At 61.0% G+C, this 16,616-nt stretch carries 16 protein-coding genes; 4 read left to right on the plus strand and 12 right to left on the minus strand.

What is annotated here, in order from left to right; genetic code table 11:
- Positions 1 to 20 precede the first annotated feature (20 nt).
- A complete protein-coding gene (locus HV782_RS03885) occupies positions 21 to 326 on the plus strand; it encodes a PsiF family protein (protein ID WP_007950613.1) in 306 nt (101 codons plus the stop codon).
- 441 nt (positions 327 to 767) lie between these two features.
- Complete coding sequence (locus HV782_RS03890) at positions 768 to 1,781, plus strand: AI-2E family transporter (RefSeq protein ID WP_186748282.1); 1,014 nt, start codon at positions 768 to 770, stop codon at positions 1,779 to 1,781.
- Positions 1,782 to 1,935: 154 nt separating this feature from the next.
- On the opposite strand, the gene HV782_RS03895 is transcribed toward HV782_RS03890, so the two are convergent.
- Entirely contained in the window at positions 1,936 to 3,210 is a 1,275-nt protein-coding gene (locus HV782_RS03895) for an Hsp70 family protein (protein WP_186748281.1), read from the minus strand.
- Between the two features lie 292 nt (positions 3,211 to 3,502).
- On the opposite strand from HV782_RS03895, the gene HV782_RS03900 reads away from it, so the two are divergent.
- Positions 3,503 to 4,453: a DnaJ C-terminal domain-containing protein gene (locus HV782_RS03900; protein WP_123470989.1), complete on the plus strand. Its 951-nt coding sequence runs from the start codon at positions 3,503 to 3,505 to the stop codon at positions 4,451 to 4,453.
- Positions 4,454 to 4,475: 22 nt separating this feature from the next.
- A complete protein-coding gene (locus HV782_RS03905) occupies positions 4,476 to 4,781 on the plus strand; it encodes a chaperone modulator CbpM (protein ID WP_123470991.1) in 306 nt (101 codons plus the stop codon).
- A 188-nt stretch (positions 4,782 to 4,969) separates the two neighbouring features.
- Here the strand turns inward: HV782_RS03905 and ureC are convergent, their stop codons facing one another.
- The 11 genes from ureC to urtA all read right to left on the minus strand — a co-directional run bounded on the left by ureC (position 4,970) and on the right by urtA (position 16,329).
- Positions 4,970 to 6,670: an urease subunit alpha gene (ureC, locus tag HV782_RS03910; RefSeq protein ID WP_123470992.1), complete on the minus strand. Its 1,701-nt coding sequence runs from the start codon at positions 6,668 to 6,670 to the stop codon at positions 4,970 to 4,972.
- A gap of 124 nt (positions 6,671 to 6,794) precedes the next feature.
- Positions 6,795 to 7,100 (minus strand): urease subunit beta, encoded by a 306-nt coding sequence (locus HV782_RS03915; protein ID WP_123470994.1) that lies wholly within the window; start codon positions 7,098 to 7,100, stop codon positions 6,795 to 6,797.
- Positions 7,097 to 7,633, minus strand: a complete 537-nt coding sequence (locus tag HV782_RS03920; protein WP_123470995.1) for a GNAT family N-acetyltransferase — start codon at positions 7,631 to 7,633, stop codon at positions 7,097 to 7,099. The genes HV782_RS03915 and HV782_RS03920 overlap by 4 nt, the downstream gene beginning before the upstream one ends.
- 5 nt (positions 7,634 to 7,638) lie before the next feature.
- Positions 7,639 to 8,172: a GNAT family N-acetyltransferase gene (locus HV782_RS03925; RefSeq protein WP_123470997.1), complete on the minus strand. Its 534-nt coding sequence runs from the start codon at positions 8,170 to 8,172 to the stop codon at positions 7,639 to 7,641.
- A 9-nt stretch (positions 8,173 to 8,181) separates the two neighbouring features.
- Positions 8,182 to 8,484, minus strand: a complete 303-nt coding sequence (gene ureA / locus HV782_RS03930; protein ID WP_003221215.1) for an urease subunit gamma — start codon at positions 8,482 to 8,484, stop codon at positions 8,182 to 8,184.
- 755 nt (positions 8,485 to 9,239) lie between these two features.
- Positions 9,240 to 10,079, minus strand: a complete 840-nt coding sequence (locus HV782_RS03935) for an urease accessory protein UreD (protein WP_186747500.1) — start codon at positions 10,077 to 10,079, stop codon at positions 9,240 to 9,242.
- A 43-nt stretch (positions 10,080 to 10,122) separates the two neighbouring features.
- The gene (gene urtE, locus HV782_RS03940; protein ID WP_128616172.1) at positions 10,123 to 10,821 is read right to left on the minus strand and encodes an urea ABC transporter ATP-binding subunit UrtE; all 699 of its coding nucleotides are present in this window, start codon (positions 10,819 to 10,821) and stop codon (positions 10,123 to 10,125) included.
- Positions 10,822 to 10,937: 116 nt separating this feature from the next.
- Positions 10,938 to 11,807 (minus strand): urea ABC transporter ATP-binding protein UrtD, encoded by an 870-nt coding sequence (gene urtD / locus HV782_RS03945; RefSeq protein WP_123471002.1) that lies wholly within the window; start codon positions 11,805 to 11,807, stop codon positions 10,938 to 10,940.
- Positions 11,804 to 12,883, minus strand: a complete 1,080-nt coding sequence (gene urtC, locus HV782_RS03950; RefSeq protein WP_123471004.1) for an urea ABC transporter permease subunit UrtC — start codon at positions 12,881 to 12,883, stop codon at positions 11,804 to 11,806. The genes urtD and urtC overlap by 4 nt, the downstream gene beginning before the upstream one ends.
- Positions 12,883 to 14,385, minus strand: a complete 1,503-nt coding sequence (urtB, locus tag HV782_RS03955; protein ID WP_186747498.1) for an urea ABC transporter permease subunit UrtB — start codon at positions 14,383 to 14,385, stop codon at positions 12,883 to 12,885. The genes urtC and urtB overlap by 1 nt, the downstream gene beginning before the upstream one ends.
- Positions 14,386 to 15,063: 678 nt before the next feature.
- The gene (urtA, locus tag HV782_RS03960) at positions 15,064 to 16,329 is read right to left on the minus strand and encodes an urea ABC transporter substrate-binding protein (protein WP_123471008.1); all 1,266 of its coding nucleotides are present in this window, start codon (positions 16,327 to 16,329) and stop codon (positions 15,064 to 15,066) included.
- Positions 16,330 to 16,616: the final 287 nt, after the last annotated feature.

A 16,616-nucleotide genomic window follows, 5' to 3' on the forward strand; every position in this document is an offset into this window, starting at 1 on the left:
GGCGACAAGGAGAAAACTCCATGAAGATGTTGCGTGTCCCTTTGTTGATGATCGGTCTGCTGCTGTGCTCCCAGGGTTTCGCCGCCACCGCGCAGCAGAACAAAATGACCACCTGCAATGCCGATGCGACCGCCAAGAGCCTCAAGGGCGATGAGCGTAAGACTTTCATGAGCACCTGCCTCAAGGCAGCGCCGGCGGCCAACGATGCCAAGGCCCTGACCCCGCAGCAGGAAAAAATGAAAACCTGCAACGCCGACGCGAAAACCAAAGCCCTGACCGGCGATGCGCGCAAGACCTTCATGAGTGACTGCCTGAAGAAAAAATAACCCGCTTCTGTGGCGTGTCAGGGTCGACGCGTCCGCTTGAGATTTGCCCTCACCCTAACCCTCTCCCGGAGGGAGAGGGGACTGACCGCAGCGTCTCAAGAAACTCGTCGACTTGAAAGAAACCGGTCGATTATGGATTCCATGTCGCTGTTTCAGGTCACAGGATACGCAGAGCATCCCCCAATCGGTTCCCTCTCCCTTTGGGAGAGGGTTAGGGTGAGGGCAAATCTCAAGAAACTCGTCGACCTGAAAAAACCGGTCGATTTTGGATTCCATGTCGCTGTTTCAGGTCACTGGATACGCAGAGCATCCCCCAATCGGTTCCCTCTCCCTTTGGGAGAGGGCTAGGGTGAGGGGACCTGAAGCACCGCATATCCCTAGTGCTCTCTCTGGATCGCTGGCAGACTGCCAATCCTTTTACGCCGTTCGTTTTGAGGCTGTATGCCAACGTTTTCTGAGCGTCATGTTGTGTTCTGGGTCAGTTGCATCATTATTTTTGGCGGTTTGCTGCTGGTGCTGCCGCTGCGTTTGTTGCCCAGCCTGTTGGCCGGTCTGCTGGTCTATGAGCTGGTCAACATGCTCACCCCGCAACTGCAACGGCTGATCGAAGGCCGGCGCGCGCGCTGGTTGGCGGTGGCGTTGCTGGGCACGCTGGTGGTCAGTGTGCTGGCGCTGATCTTCGCCGGCGCTATCAGTTTCCTGCTGCACGAAGCAGAAAACCCCGGCGCTTCTCTCGATAAATTCATGGGCGTGGTCGATCGTGCGCGCGGGCAACTGCCGCCGTTTCTCGATGCCTACCTGCCTGCCAGCGCCGCCGAGTTCCGTGTCGCCATCGGTCAATGGGCAAGCAAGCACCTGTCCGAACTGCAACTGGTGGGCAAGGACGCGGCGCACATGTTTGTCACCCTGCTGATCGGCATGGTCCTTGGCGCGATCATCGCCCTGCAGCGGATACCGGACGTGACCAAGCGCAAGCCGCTGGCCGCCGCCCTGTTCGATCGCCTGCACCTGCTGGTCCAGGCCTTTCGCAACATCGTCTTCGCACAGATCAAGATTTCCCTGCTCAACACGATCTTCACCGGGATCTTCCTCGCGGTGATCCTGCCGATGTTTGGCATCAAGCTGCCGCTGACCAAGACCCTGATCGTCCTGACCTTCCTGCTCGGCCTGTTGCCGGTGATCGGCAACCTGATGTCGAACACGCTGATCACCATCGTCGGTCTGTCGCTGTCGATCTGGGTGGCGGTGGCGGCGCTGGGTTATCTGATCTTTATCCACAAGCTCGAATACTTCCTCAACGCGCGCATCGTCGGCGGGCAGATCAGTGCCAAGTCGTGGGAGTTGCTGCTGGCGATGCTGGTGTTCGAAGCCGCGTTCGGCCTGCCGGGAGTGGTGGCGGGGCCGATTTATTACGCGTACCTGAAGAGTGAGTTGAAGCTGGGTGGGATGGTCTAAGGCCAGGCATCTGTAGCGAATGCATCTGTGGCGAGGGGATTTATCCCCGCTGGCCTGCGCAGCAGGCCCCTGCTTTCAAAAGTCGAGGGCCGCTTCGCGACCCAACGCGGATAAATCCCCTCGCCACAAAGGCTCTTCGCCACAGCGATTGTGATCAGGCCATTGCGCCGTAACGCTTCATCGCCTCAATCGCCAGACCGCTGCCAATGCTGCCAAAGATATTCCCTTCAACATGCCGTGCGTTCGGCAACATCGCCGAAACACTGTTGCGCAGCGCCGGAATGCCGCTCGAACCGCCGGTGAAGAACACCGTATCGACCTGATCCACCGACACGTTGGCATCGTTCAACAGCTGCGTGACGCTGCCGCGCACGCGCTCAAGCAGTGCGTCGATGGACGATTCGAACAGGGCGCGGCTCAGCTCAACGCTCAGGCCGGGCTCGATCCGGTCCAGCGGCACATGGCGGCTGTCGGTGTGGGTCAGCTGGATCTTGGTTTCTTCTACTTCCATCGCCAGCCAGTGGCCGGCGCGCTGTTCGATCAGCTTGAACAGGCGGTCGATGCCGCCGGTGTCTTCGATGTCGTAACGCATGCTGCCCAGCGCCAGGGTGGATTTCTGCGAGTAGACCGAGTTGATGGTGTGCCAGGTCGCCAGGTTCATGTGGTGGCTGGTCGGCATGTAGGCGCCGCTCTTCATGCGGCTGCCGTAGCCGAACAGCGGCATCAAGCCTTGCAGACTCAGCTGTTTATCGAAATCGGTACCGCCGATGTGCACGCCGCCGGTGGCGAGGATGTCATCGTGGCGGTTGTCCATGCCGCGACGCTCGGGCGACAGGCGCACCAGCGAGAAGTCCGAGGTACCACCGCCGATGTCGACAATCAGCACCAGCTCTTCTTTTTCGATGGTCGACTCGTAGTCGAAGGCCGCAGCGATCGGTTCGTACTGAAACGACACGTCCTTGAAGCCGAGCTTGCGCGCCACTTCGACCAGGGTGTCTTCGGCTTCCTGGTCGGCCAGCGGATCGTCATCGACGAAGAACACCGGGCGACCGAGGACCACTTGCTCGAATTCCCGACCGGCGGCGGTTTCGGCGCGGCTCTTCAGTTGGCCGATGAACAGGCCGAGCAGGTCCTTGAACGGCATCGCGGTGCCGAGGACGCTGGTGTCGTGCTTGATCAGCTTGGAGCCCAGCAGGCTCTTGAGCGAGCGCATCAGCCGGCCTTCGTAGCCTTCCAGGTACTCGTGCAGCGCCAGGCGACCGTACACCGGGCGACGTTCCTCGATGTTGAAGAAGACCACCGACGGCAGGGTGATCTTGTCGTCTTCCAGCGCGATCATCGTTTCCATGCCGGGGCGCAGCCAGCCGACGGTGGAGTTGGACGTGCCGAAGTCGATGCCGCAGGCACGGGCTGGAGAGGCGTCTTTCATGTCTTTCGGTTCCGGTCTAAAAAACGGCCGCGCAGTGTATGTCAGTGCGCGACAGATTCGAAGGCCGGTCATCTGCTATTTCACGACTAAACTGCCTTGAAAGCCCGGACTTTGCCCCAAACTTGCTGGCATGGGCCGGCAGACACACCGGCGGTCACAAGAACCGTCGCCCACTGCCGATAAACTTCTGCAGCGCCACCCGGTCACAAACTTGAGATCGGTCAACCCGGCACGCGCGAATGAGCGCATGCTGGGCTCGGCGCGAAATCGATAACGGACGGTGATTCCTTCGATGGACTTCAAAGACTATTACAAGATACTCGGCGTGGAGCCGACGGCGGACGACAAGGCGATCAAGGCGGCCTATCGCAAGCTGGCGCGCAAATACCACCCGGATGTCAGCAAGGAAAAAGACGCCGAGGCCAAGTTCAAGGATGCCTCGGAAGCCTATGAAGCGCTGAAAAGCGCCGACAAGCGCGCCGAATACGACGAACTGCGCCGCTATGGCCAGCATGGTCAGCCGTTCCAGGGCCCACCGGGCTGGCAGAGCCGTGGCGGCTTTGGCGGCGGCGGTGGCGACACCGGCGACTTCTCGGACTTCTTCAGTTCGATCTTCGGCAATCGCGGCCCCGGTTTCGGTGGCGGCGAAGGTCGGCAACAACGCAGTACCGGGCGCCGGGGACAAGACGTGGAAATGGAACTGCCGATCTTCCTCGAGGAGACGCTGGCGAACGAGTCGAAGAAGGTCACCTTCCAGGTGCCGCAATACAACGCCAACGGCCAGCACGTCAGCAACACCAGCAAGAGCCTGAACGTGAAGATCCCGGCGGGCGTGACCGACGGCGAGCGCATCCGCCTCAAGGGCCAGGGTGCACCTGGGATCGGTGGCGGGGCCAATGGCGATCTGTACCTGACCATTCGCTTTGCGCCGCACCCGAAATTCGATGTCGAAGGCGAAAACCTGATCATCACCCTGCCGCTGGCGCCGTGGGAACTGGCGCTGGGCGCTGAAGTGGCCGTGCCGACCCTGACCGGCAAGATCAACCTCAAGGTGCCGGCGGGCAGCCAGAACGGCCAGCGCATGCGCGCCAAGGGTCATGGTTTGAAAAACAAGGCCGGTGAGCGCGGTTATCTGTTCGTGCAGCTCAAAGCCGTGATGCCGAAAGCCTCGGACGATGAGGTCAAGGCGCTGTGGCAGGAACTGGCGAAGAAAGCCGCCTTCAATCCGCGAGAGAACTTCTGATTCGACGACGGAGTAGCCCATCATGAGCAGCCCCCTGATCGTTCAACTGGACTTGGCAGAATTCTGTGAGGCGGCCGATTTGTCGGATGCCTACGTGATCGAAATCGTCGAACACGGCATCCTCGAACCTCAGGGTGCACAGCCCCGGGAATGGCGCTTCACCGATTACGAACTGGCCTTGGCCAAACGTGCGGCGAAATTGCGCCGCGAACTGGAACTGGAGTGGGAAGGCGTCGCCCTGGCGCTGGATCTGCTGGAAGAAGTGCGCGAGTTGCGCGCCGAGAACCGCATGTTGCGCCAGCGCTTGGGGCGGTTGGTGGTTGAGTAGATAGCCTGAAAACTTTGTGTCGGTTGATTTGGCCTCATCGCTGGCAAGCCAGCTCCCACAGGGTTTTGGGTTGAAACAGGGATTTCAGTTCGACGCAGAACCTGTGAGAGCTGGCTTGCCAGCGAAGAACGGTTACACGGTCATTCTGATTCACCATTGAAAAAGGCCCCGAAGGGCCTTTTTTGTGCTCAAAACAAAAAGTACCGCTGTGCCATCGGCAAGGTTTCTGCCGGCTCACACCAGAGCAACACACCGTCCGCCTTGACCTGATACGTCTGCGGATCGACGTCGATGTTGGGCAGATAATCGTTGTGGATCAGGTCGGTCTTCTGCACATCACGGCAGCCTTTGACCACGCCGATTTTCTTCTTCAATCCCAACGCTTCAGGCAACCCGGCTTCCTGCGCCGCCTGACTGATAAAGGTCAGGCTGGTGGCATGCAGCGATCCGCCGTAACTGGCGAACATCGGGCGGTAGTGCACCGGTTGCGGGGTCGGGATCGACGCGTTGGCATCGCCCATCAGGCTGGCGGCAATCGCGCCGCCCTTGAGGATCAGCGTCGGTTTCACGCCAAAAAATGCCGGGCGCCAGAGCACCAGATCCGCCCATTTGCCGACTTCCACCGAGCCGACTTCGTGGCTGATGCCGTGGGTGATCGCCGGGTTGATGGTGTACTTGGCGATGTAGCGCTTGGCGCGGAAGTTGTCGTTGCCTGCGCCGTCCTGCGGCAGCGGGCCGCGCTGCTTCTTCATCTTGTCGGCGGTCTGCCAGGTGCGCGTGATGACTTCGCCGACACGGCCCATGGCCTGGCTGTCGGAGCTGATCATCGAGAACGCGCCGAGGTCGTGGAGGATGTCTTCGGCGGCAATTGTCTCGCGGCGGATGCGGCTTTCGGCAAATGCGACGTCTTCGGCGATGCTCGGGTCCAGGTGATGGCAGACCATCAGCATGTCGAGGTGTTCGTCGATGGTGTTGCGGGTGAACGGCCGGGTCGGGTTGGTGGAACTCGGCAGCACGTTCGGGAAACCGCAGGCCTTGATGATGTCCGGCGCATGGCCGCCACCGGCTCCCTCGGTGTGGTAGGTGTGGATGGTGCGGCCCTTGAACGCGCCGAGGGTGGTTTCGACGAAGCCGGATTCGTTGAGGGTGTCGGTGTGGATCGCCACTTGCACGTCGTACTGGTCGGCGACGTTCAGGCAATTGTCGATGCTTGCCGGGGTGGTGCCCCAGTCTTCGTGCAGCTTGAGGCCGATGGCACCGGCCTTGACCTGCTCGATCAACGGCTCCGGCAGGCTGGCGTTGCCCTTGCCGGTGAGGCCTATGTTCATCGGGAACGCGTCGGCGGCCTGGAGCATGCGCGCCAGGTGCCACGGGCCGGAGGTGCAGGTGGTGGCGTTGGTGCCGGTGGCAGGCCCGGTGCCGCCGCCGATCATGGTGGTGACGCCGCTCATCAGCGCTTCTTCGATCTGCTGCGGGCAGATGAAGTGAATATGGGTGTCGATGCCGCCGGCGGTGAGGATCATGCCTTCACCGGCGATCACTTCGGTGCTGGCGCCGATGGCGATGGTCACGTCGGGCTGCACGTCCGGGTTGCCGGCCTTGCCGATCGCGGCGATGCGCCCGTCCTTGAGGCCGACGTCGGCCTTGACGATGCCCCAGTGGTCGATGATCAGCGCGTTGGTGATCAAGGTGTCGACCACTTCGGCCGCGAGCAACTGGCTCTGGCCCTGGCCATCGCGGATCACTTTGCCGCCGCCGAATTTCACTTCTTCGCCGTAGGTGGTGAAGTCCTTTTCGACTTCGATCCACAACTCGGTATCGGCCAGGCGCACCTTGTCGCCGACGGTGGGGCCGAACATGTCGGCGTAGGCTTGACGGGAGATCTTCATTTCCTCGTTCCTCGGAATTGAGCTGCAAGCTTCAAGCTGCAAGCCTCAAGTAAAAAGCGAATGTGCGGGCGCCACAAAACTGCTTTCTCTTGCAGCTTGAGGCTTGCAGCTTGAAGCTGCTTTTTTAGAGATCACCCATGACCCGCCCGGCAAACCCGAACACCCGCCGGTGCCCGGCGTAATCCACCAGTTCCACCTCGCGGCTCTGCCCCGGCTCGAAGCGCACGGCGGTGCCGGCCGGGATATTCAGGCGCATGCCACGGCTGGCGGCGCGGTCAAAGGTCAGGGCGTCGTTGGTCTCGAAAAAGTGATAGTGCGAACCGACCTGGATCGGCCGGTCGCCACTGTTGGCGACTTTCAGGCTGAGGGTGCGGCGGCCGACGTTGAGTTCGATGTCGCCGGGCTGGATCTGGTACTGGCCGGGAATCATGGCCGGGCTCCTTGCAGGATCTTGTAATAGAGGGCGGTCGGGCGATAGGTGCCGTGCGGGTCGCAGGCGTAGTCGGGAATTTCACCGGCGCGGCTGTAACCCAGGGCCTTGTAGAAATCTTCGGCGGGGGAACCGGCCTCGGTGTCGAGGTAGAGCATGCCGCGCTTGTGCTTGGCCGCTTCGAGTTCCAGCGCGCTCATCAATTGCTGGCCGAGGCCGCGTCGGCGGGCGTGTTCGCGCACCAGCAGTTTCTGCACTTCGGCGCGATTGAGACCGTTGGCCTTCTGGCACAGGCTCAGTTGCACGCTGGCCTGCACCTGTTCGTCCTTGACCACCACCCAGAGCAACACGCTGCCCTTGTTCACGTTGTCCTGGACCTCATCGAAATAGGCGCGGGCCTGGGCGGCATCGAGGTCGGCCATGAAGCCGACGCTGGCGCCATAGCCCACCGCATCGAGCAGCAGGTCGATCAGGCCCTGACGATAGTGCGCAAAACTTTCAGCGTTGACGCGGCGCAGTTGGGCAGCGTTCATCGGTATCACTCCTTGTTGGCGTCAGGCGGCTCCGCGCCGGGGTTGAGGGTCAGTTGCATGAACGTCAGGTCGAGCCAGCGACCGAACTTGGTGCCGACCTGCGGCATCTGGCCGGTGATGCTGAAACCGGCGCGCTCATGGAGACGAATGGAGGCGGCGTTGCCACTTTCGATGGCGGCGACCATGACATGTTTGCCGCAGGCCCTTGCCCGTTCGATCAGGGCGCCCATCAATTGCGGGCCAAGGCCATTGCCGCGTTGATCGCTGCGCACATAGACCGAGTGCTCGACGGTATGGCGAAAGCCGTCGAACGGCCGCCAGTCACCGAATGAAGCGTAGCCGAGCACCGCGTTGTCGCCGCCGACGATCACCAGAATCGGATACGCCTGGGCCTGACGTGCACTGAACCAGGCCTGACGGTTGCCGAGGTCGACCGCCGACTCGTTCCAGATCGCCGTGGTGTTGAGCACCGCATCGTTGTAGATGTCACGGATCGCCGGCAGGTCGGCGTGGAGGGCGTCGCGAATCGTGTAAGTCATGGCGCGGCCTCAGACGATCGGTTGGTGGACGGTGACCAGTTTGGTGCCATCGGGGAACGTCGCTTCGACCTGGATCTCGGGGATCATTTCCGGGATGCCTTCCATCACTTGCTCGCGGCTCAGCAGGGTGGTGCCGTAGTGCATCAGCTCGGCCACGGTCTGGCCATCACGCGCGCCTTCCAGCAGCGCGGCGGAGATGTAGGCCATGGCCTCCGGGTAATTGAGTTTCACGCCGCGGGCCAGTCGCCGCTCGGCGACGAGGCCGGCGGTGAAGATCAGCAGCTTGTCTTTCTCGCGTGGGGTCAGGTCCATTGTGTCGTTCCATCAGGGCAGATTTTTGAGGTTCTTGTGGGTGCGGGGTGCCAGTTGGAGCAGCCCCTCACCCTAGCCCTCTCCCGAGGGAGAGGGGACTGATCTCGGTTGTTTTCAATGGCCGGTTCAGTCAGCAGTATTCGTTCAGGCAGTTAATTCATTTCAAACGACTCGCTCACGCTCCCTCTCCCGAGGGAGAGCGGACTGATCTCGGTTGTTTTCAATGGCCGGTTCAGTCAGCAGTATTCGTTCAGGCAGTTGAATTCATTTCAAACGACTCGGTCAGGCTCCCTTTTTCGAGGGAGAGGGGACTGATCTCGGTTGTTTTCAATGGCCGGTTCAGTCAGCAGTATTCGTTCAGGCAGTTAAATTCATTTCAAACGACTCGGTCGGGCTCCCTCTTTCGAGGGAGAGGAGACTGATCTCGGTTGTTTTCAATGGCCGGTTCAGTCAGCAGTATTCGTTCAGGCAGTTAAATTCATTTCAAACGACTCGGTCAGGCTCCCTTTTTCGAGGGAGAGGGGACTGATCTCGGTTGTTTTCAATGGCCGGTTCAGTCAGCAGTATTAGTTCAGGCAGTTAATTCATTTCAAACGACTCGGTCAGGCTCCCTCTTTCGAGGGAGAGGGGACTGATCTCGGTTGTTTTCAATGGCCGGTTCAGTCAGCAGTATTCGTTCAGGCAGTTAATTCATTTCAAACGACTCGGTCAGGCTCCCTCTCCCCCCGGGAGAGGGCGGGGGGTGAGGGGGGCTTTCAGGTGCTCCATATTCTCGGTGACACCGCCTCGCGATCCAGAAGCACCGGCCGCAGCAAACGCCATAAGTCGATGAGCCAGGCGCGGGCGAGCAATGCCTCACTGGCCAGACAACGGGCCACCAACAGCCCCGGCAATTGCGTCAGATCCCCTCGCACTTCGTGGCCCAGCGAGCGGCAGCGCTCAAGCATTTCAGCCTCAATCTCACCGGTGACCAACAACGTCGCAAACACCGGATTACCGTCCAGCCCGATCGGTGAATCAAGCAAGCCGTCACCGCCAACAACGCGCTGGCGCTCGTGCCAGAGCAATCGACCATCACGGCGAATATCCAGATGCGCCTGAAAATGCCCGCGGTCGAAACGTTCACCACTGGCCGGGCGACCCAGCGCCACCACATCCCAGTAGAACAGCCGGGCATCGCCTTCCAGTTCAATCGAAGTGCTCAGCTCAGCCTGCGCCGCGCTGTAGACGATGGTTTCCTGCGGCAGCCATTCCAGCGTCGCCCCGGCCGCGACTTGCAAGTCGAGCTTCTGATAAGCCGGCCCGCCCGCGCGATACCACTTCGCCGCGCCGGGGCTGGTGATCTGCGCCCAGGCGTGCGCTTCGACGCGGGCGCTGATGTCCAGTCGGTCGCCGCCGGCAATCCCGCCCGGCGGGTGGACGATGATGTGTTGGCAGACTTCAGGTCCTTCGGCGTACAGATGCTTTTGCACCCGCAGCGGACCGATGTGTCGACGCTGAACCGGGCGCGTGCAGTCGCCGAAGCGGGCGTAGGCCAGCTCCAGCTCGGCATGCCAGCTCGGGGTAAACAGGGCAGGTGAAACAGTCGAATTCATGGTGTGTGATTATCGTTAGGAAGCTACAGATTAGAACGTTGCCTTAGATCGTGACCAGTCCGCGTACACCCTCGGCCTCCATATTTTCACCGCGACCTTGCTGGACGATCTCGCCCCGGGACATCACCAGGTACTGATCGGCCAGCTCGGCGGCGAAATCGTAGAATTGCTCGACTAGCAAAATCGCCATGTCGCCACGGGCTGCGAGTGTCTTGATCACCGCGCCGATCTCCTTGATCACTGACGGCTGGATGCCTTCGGTGGGTTCGTCGAGGATCAGCAAGCGCGGACGGCTGGCCAGTGCGCGACCGATTGCCAGTTGCTGTTGCTGCCCGCCGGACAAGTCACCGCCGCGACGCTGCTTCATTTGTAGCAGCACCGGGAACAGTTCGTAGATGAAACTTGGCACTTCTTTGGCTTCGCTGCCGGGAAACCGTGACAGCCCCATCAACAGGTTTTCTTCCACGGTCAGCCGTCCGAAGATTTCCCGGCCTTGCGGCACGTAAGCAATACCGGCGTGAACGCGCTGGTGCGGCTTGAACGTGGTGATCGGTTTGCCCTCCCAGTTCACCGCACCTTCCTTGGCCGGCAACAGGCCCATCAGGCATTTGAGCAGGGTGGTCTTGCCCACGCCGTTGCGTCCGAGCAGGCAGGTGACTTCGCCGACCTTCACATCAAAACTGAGGCCCCGGAGGATGTGGCTACCGCCGTAGTACTGATGAAGTTGTTGGACCTGTAGCATCGGAACTCCGTTAGTTGGGCTTCAAGCCGCGAGCTGCAAGCTGCAAGCAAGAGCAGGACTGTTTATGACTTTGCTTTTACTTGCTGCTTGAAGCTTGTCGCTTGCAGCTGGCCGATTCATCGGCCCAGGTAGACCTCGATCACCCGCTCGTTTTCCTGCACCTGCTCAAGCGAGCCTTCAGCCAGCACGCTGCCCTGGTGCAACACGGTGACGTGGTCGGCAATCGAGCCGACAAAGCCCATGTCATGTTCAACCACCATCAGCGAATGCTTGCCCGCCAGCGATTTGAACAGCTCGGCGGTGAACTCGGTTTCGGCGTCGGTCATGCCCGCCACCGGTTCGTCGAGCAGAAGCAGTTGTGGGTCCTGCATCAGCAGCATGCCGATCTCCAGGAACTGCTTCTGGCCGTGGGACAGCAAACCCGCCGGGCGATTGACCGAGGTGGTCAGGCGAATGGTCTCCAGCACTTCGCTGATGCGATCACGCTGCTCGCCGCTCAACCGCGCACGCAAACTGGCCCACACCGACTTGTCGGTCTTCTGCGCCAGCTCGAGGTTTTCAAACACGCTGAGGGCTTCGAACACCGTCGGCTTCTGGAACTTGCGGCCAATGCCAGCCTGGGCGATCTGCACTTCGCTCATTTGCGTCAGGTCCAGGGTTTCACCGAACCAGGCCTTACCGTGACTGGGCCGGGTCTTGCCGGTGATCACGTCCATCAGCGTGGTCTTGCCCGCGCCGTTGGGGCCGATGATGCAACGCAGCTCACCGACGCCGATGTACAGGTTGAGATTGTTCAGGGCGCGGAAGCCGTCGAAGCTGACGCTGATGTCCTCCAGGGTCAGGATCGTGCCGTGCCGGGTGTCGAGGCCCGGGCCGACGCGTTGGCCGAGGCCGATCGAGTCGCGGCTGGTGCCCTCGTCCTTGTTCGGCTCCACCGGGAAAAACGCCGGTTCCAGCATGAATTCGGCAGTGGCTGTCACTCTCATGATTCACCTCGTTTCTTCAGCAGACCGATCACGCCTTTGGGCAGGTACAACGTCACGACGATGAACAGCGCGCCGAGGAAGAACAGCCAGTATTCGGGGAAGGCCACGGTGAACCAGCTCTTCATGCCGTTGACCACGCCGGCGCCGAGCAGCGGGCCGATCAGCGTGCCACGGCCGCCGAGGGCCACCCACACCGCCGCTTCAATCGAGTTGGTCGGCGACATTTCGCTGGGGTTGATGATGCCGACCTGCGGCACGTACAACGCACCGGCCAGTCCGCACAACACCGCACTCAACACCCAGACAAACAGCTTGAAACCGCGCGGGTCGTAGCCGCAGAACATCAAGCGGTTTTCTGCATCGCGCAGCGCGGTCAGCACCCGGCCGAACTTGCTCTGCGCCAGGCGCCAGCCGATGAACAGACTGGCGACCAGCAACAGCACCGTGGCCAGAAACAACACCGCGCGGGTGCCTGGCTCGGTGATGCCGAAACCGAGGATCGTGCGGAAGTTGGTGAAGCCGTTGTTGCCGCCAAACCCGGTCTCGTTGCGGAAAAACAGAAGCATGCCGGCGAAGGTCAGGGCCTGGGTCATGATCGAGAAATACACACCCTTGATCCGCGAGCGGAAGGCAAAGAAGCCGAACACCAGCGCCAGCAGACCCGGTGCCAACACCACCAGGCACATCGACCAGACAAAGCTGCTGGTGCCGCTCCAGTACCACGGTAGTTCCGTCCACGACAGAAAGGTCATGAACGCCGGCAAGCCATCGCCGGCCGCCTGACGCATCAGGTACATGCCCATCGCGTAACCGCCGAGGGCGAAGAACAGGCCATGGCCCAGCGACAGCAAGCCGGCGTAACCCCAGACCAGATCCAGCGCCAGGGCGACGATGGCGTAGCAGAGGATTTTGCCGACCAGCGTCAGCGTGTAGGCCGAGACGTGCAGCGCATTGTCCGGCGCCAACAACGACAGCAACGGCAGGGCGATCAGCAGCGCGAGAATCACCGCACCGACCGCCATCGTGACTTTCGGTCCGGCCTTTTGTGTGGCCGTGACTAACAGAGGCTGATTCATCAGTCGATCACCCGTCCTTTCAGTGCGAAGAGGCCTTGCGGACGTTTCTGGATAAACAGAATGATCAGCGCGAGGATCAGGATTTTGCCGAGCACCGCACCGATCTGCGGTTCAAGAATCTTGTTGGCGATACCCAGGCCGAACGCGGCCAGCACGCTACCGGCCAGTTGCCCGACACCGCCGAGTACCACCACCAGGAACGAGTCGATGATGTAGCTCTGGCCGAGGTCCGGACCGACGTTGCCGATCTGGCTCAGCGCCACACCACCGAGGCCGGCGATGCCCGAGCCGAGGCCGAAGGCGAGCATGTCCACGCGCCCGGTGGGCACGCCGCAGCAGGCGGCCATGTTGCGGTTCTGGGTGACGGCGCGGACGTTGAGACCCAGACGGGTTTTGTTCAGCAGCAGCCAGGTCAGTACCACCACGAACAGGGCGAAGGCGATGATCACGATGCGGTTGTACGGCAGCACCAGATTCGGCAGCACTTGAATGCCGCCGGACAGCCACGCCGGGTTTGCCACTTCGACGTTCTGCGCGCCGAACAGCAGGCGCACCAACTGGATCAGCATCAGGCTGATGCCCCAGGTGGCGAGCAGGGTTTCCAGCGGCCGGCCATAGAGGTGACGAATCACCGTGCGTTCCAGTGCCATGCCGATCGCCGCCGTGACAAAGAACGCCACCGGCAGCGCGATCAGCGGATAGAACTCGATGGCTTGCGGGGCATAGCGCTGGAACATCAACTGCACGACATAGGTCGAGTAGGCGCCGAGCATCAGCATCTCGCCGTGGGCCATATTGATCACCCCGAGCAGGCCGAAGGTGATCGCCAGACCGAGCGCGGCGAGCAGCAGGATCGAGCCGAGGGACATGCCGCTGAACGCCTGCCCCAACACTTCGCCGATCAACAGTTTGCGTTTGACTTGGGCGAGGCTGGTTTCGACGGCCGTGCGCACACCGCCATCGCTTTCGACGCCGGGTTCGAGCAAGCCTTCGAGGCGGGTGCGGGCCAGTGGGTCGCCGGTTTCCCCGAGCAGGCGCACGGCGGCCAGACGCACTGCCGGGTCGGTATCCACCAGTTGCAGATTGGCCAGGGCCAGGCTCAGGGCATCGTGCACGCCGGGGTCTTTTTCGCCAGCCAGTTGCTGGTCGAGGAATTTCAGCTGCGCGGGTTTCGCGCTTTTCTGCAATTGCTGCGCCGCGGCCAGACGGATTTTGGCGTCGGCGGCGAGCAATTGGTGGCTGGCCAGCGCGGTGTCGATCAGACCCCGCAGGCGGTTGTTCAGGCGCAGGGTTTTTGGCTGGCCGTCGATCGTCAGTTCGCCTTGTTGCAAGGCATTGATCAGCTCGACACGCGCCGGCTCGGGCTGCGCGGCCCAGGCTTCCAGCAGTTTGGCTTGTTGCACGGGATTGGCGGCGACGAAGTCTTCGGCGTCGCCGGCAAAGGCAGTCATCGGCAACAGCAGTGCGATGATCAGAAACAAGCGGTATATGGCAGTGGGCATTAGTGGTGTCCTGTTCAACCGCCCCCTCACCCTAACCCTCTCCCGGAGGGAGAGGGGACTGACCGAGGTGTCTGGGCGATGTACTGTGACCTGCAAATTCGAGCCGGACTCAGGCTTTGAAAAGCATGAAGATCGGCTCCCTTTCCCCCTCTCCCTCTTGAAATTGAGGGGACTGACCGAGGTGTTTGGACGATGTACTGTGACCTGCAAATTCGAGCCGGACTCAGGCTTTGAAAAGCATGAAGATCGGCTCCCTTTCCCCCTCTCCCTCGTGAAATTGAGGGGACTGACTGAGGTGTTCTGGACCATGTGCTGCGACCTGCAAATTCGAGCCGAACTCAGGCTTTGAAAAGCATGAAGATCGGCTCCCTTTCCCCTCTCCCTCATGCAATCGAGGGGACTGACCGAGGTGTCTGGACGATGTGCTGCGACCTGCAAATTCGAGCCGGACTCAGGCTTTGAAAAGCATGAAGATCGGCTCCCTTTCCCCCTCTCCCTCATGCAATCGTGGGGACTGACCGAGGTGTTTTGGACCATGTGCTGCGACTTGCGAATTCGAGTCGAACTCAAGCTTTGAAAAGCACGAAGATCGGCTCCCTTTCCCCCTCGCCCCCTGGGGGGAGAGGGTTGGGGTGAGGGGGAAAGGATCTCCGCCCCACCTCAAAGCCCAAGTCGGACTCAGTTGCTCTTCACCGCATAATCCGGCTTCTTGTCGTTGCCCTGAATGAACGGGCTCCACGGTTGCGCGCGGATCGGCCCTTCGGTCTGCCACACCACATTGAACTGACCGTCGCTCTGGATCTCGCCGATCATCACCGGTTTGTGCAGGTGGTGGTTGGTCTTGTCCATGGTCAGGGTGTAGCCCGACGGCGCGGCGAAGGTCTGGCCGGCCAGCGCTTCGCGGACCTTGTCGACATCCGTGGACTTGGCTTTCTCCGCCGCCTGCGCCCACATATGGATGCCGACGTAAGTGGCTTCCATCGGGTCGTTGGTCACCGCTTTGTCGGCGCCCGGCAGGTTGTGTTTCTTGGCGTAGGCCTTCCAGTCCGCGACGAACTTCTTGTTCACCGGGTTCTCGACGGACTCGAAGTAGTTCCACGCTGCGAGGTTGCCCACCAGCGGCTTGGTGTCGATGCCGCGCAGTTCTTCTTCACCCACCGAAAACGCCACCACCGGTACGTCGGTGGCCTTCAGCCCCTGGTTGGCCAGTTCTTTGTAGAAGGGCACGTTGGAGTCGCCGTTGACGGTGGAGATGACCGCAGTCTTGCCACCGGCGGAGAACTTCTTGATGTTGGCGACGATGGTTTGATAGTCGCTGTGACCGAACGGGGTGTAGACCTCTTCGATGTCCTTGTCGGCGACGCCTTTGGAATGCAGGAACGAGCGCAGGATCTTGTTGGTGGTGCGCGGGTAGACGTAGTCGGTGCCGAGCAGGAAGAAGCGCTTGGCGCTGCCGCCTTCTTCGCTCATCAGGTATTCCACTGCCGGGATCGCTTGCTGGTTGGGCGCGGCGCCGGTGTAGAAGACGTTCGGCGACATCTCTTCGCCTTCGTATTGCACCGGGTAGAACAGCAGGCCGTTCAGCTCTTCAAACACCGGCAACACCGATTTACGTGACACCGAAGTCCAGCAGCCGAACACCACCGCGACCTTGTCCTGGGTCAGCAACTGCCGGCCCTTTTCGGCGAACAGCGGCCAGTTGGATGCAGGGTCGACCACCACCGGTTCGAGCATCTTGCCGTTGACGCCGCCCTTGGCGTTGATCTCGTCGATGGTCATCAACGCCATGTCTTTGAGTGAGGTTTCGGAGATCGCCATGGTGCCGGACAACGAATGCAGAATCCCGACCTTGATGGTCTCGGCGGCCTGGACAGTCCAGGTCATGCCCATCGCGGCAATGGATGCCGAGAGTGTGAAAGCCTTGATCAAACTGCGACGCTTCATTGTGCGATCTCCATGAACATTTAATTTTTCTGGTTGGCAGATGCGGACGACTGAAGGGAGGTTTGCAAGGGCTGTGCCCGGTCGGGATCCAACATGAAAATGCCGTCGCAGAGCGGTTGGGCGACGCCGCTCGCGCACCAGCAACGGACACGCTGAAGGCTGTGGTGCGCTTGTATGCGCCAGATTGGGGCGAGTGGGCGGCTACAGAATTGGACACAGAAACGATAACCCTGCATCGCATGGTCCGGGCAGCGAGGCGACACACTCGTTCGCCAGTCATCCCGAAT

The organism is Pseudomonas monsensis (assembly GCF_014268495.2).
Taxonomy (GTDB): Bacteria; Pseudomonadota; Gammaproteobacteria; order Pseudomonadales; family Pseudomonadaceae; genus Aquipseudomonas; species Aquipseudomonas monsensis.

Bases quoted from the DNA above. Each gene is read 5' to 3' on its own strand.
- HV782_RS03885 (WP_007950613.1), top strand. From the start codon at position 21: ATGAAGATGTTGCGTGTCCCTTTGTTGATGATCGGTCTGCTGCTGTGC.
- HV782_RS03890 (WP_186748282.1), top strand. From the start codon at position 768: ATGCCAACGTTTTCTGAGCGTCATGTTGTGTTCTGGGTCAGTTGCATC.
- HV782_RS03895 (WP_186748281.1), bottom strand. From the start codon at position 3,210: ATGAAAGACGCCTCTCCAGCCCGTGCCTGCGGCATCGACTTCGGCACG.
- HV782_RS03900 (WP_123470989.1), top strand. From the start codon at position 3,503: ATGGACTTCAAAGACTATTACAAGATACTCGGCGTGGAGCCGACGGCG.
- HV782_RS03905 (WP_123470991.1), top strand. From the start codon at position 4,476: ATGAGCAGCCCCCTGATCGTTCAACTGGACTTGGCAGAATTCTGTGAG.
- ureC (WP_123470992.1), bottom strand. From the start codon at position 6,670: ATGAAGATCTCCCGTCAAGCCTACGCCGACATGTTCGGCCCCACCGTC.
- HV782_RS03915 (WP_123470994.1), bottom strand. From the start codon at position 7,100: ATGATTCCCGGCCAGTACCAGATCCAGCCCGGCGACATCGAACTCAAC.
- HV782_RS03920 (WP_123470995.1), bottom strand. From the start codon at position 7,633: ATGAACGCTGCCCAACTGCGCCGCGTCAACGCTGAAAGTTTTGCGCAC.
- HV782_RS03925 (WP_123470997.1), bottom strand. From the start codon at position 8,172: ATGACTTACACGATTCGCGACGCCCTCCACGCCGACCTGCCGGCGATC.
- ureA (WP_003221215.1), bottom strand. From the start codon at position 8,484: ATGGACCTGACCCCACGCGAGAAAGACAAGCTGCTGATCTTCACCGCC.
- HV782_RS03935 (WP_186747500.1), bottom strand. From the start codon at position 10,079: ATGAATTCGACTGTTTCACCTGCCCTGTTTACCCCGAGCTGGCATGCC.
- urtE (WP_128616172.1), bottom strand. From the start codon at position 10,821: ATGCTACAGGTCCAACAACTTCATCAGTACTACGGCGGTAGCCACATC.
- urtD (WP_123471002.1), bottom strand. From the start codon at position 11,807: ATGAGAGTGACAGCCACTGCCGAATTCATGCTGGAACCGGCGTTTTTC.
- urtC (WP_123471004.1), bottom strand. From the start codon at position 12,883: ATGAATCAGCCTCTGTTAGTCACGGCCACACAAAAGGCCGGACCGAAA.
- urtB (WP_186747498.1), bottom strand. From the start codon at position 14,385: ATGCCCACTGCCATATACCGCTTGTTTCTGATCATCGCACTGCTGTTG.
- urtA (WP_123471008.1), bottom strand. From the start codon at position 16,329: ATGAAGCGTCGCAGTTTGATCAAGGCTTTCACACTCTCGGCATCCATT.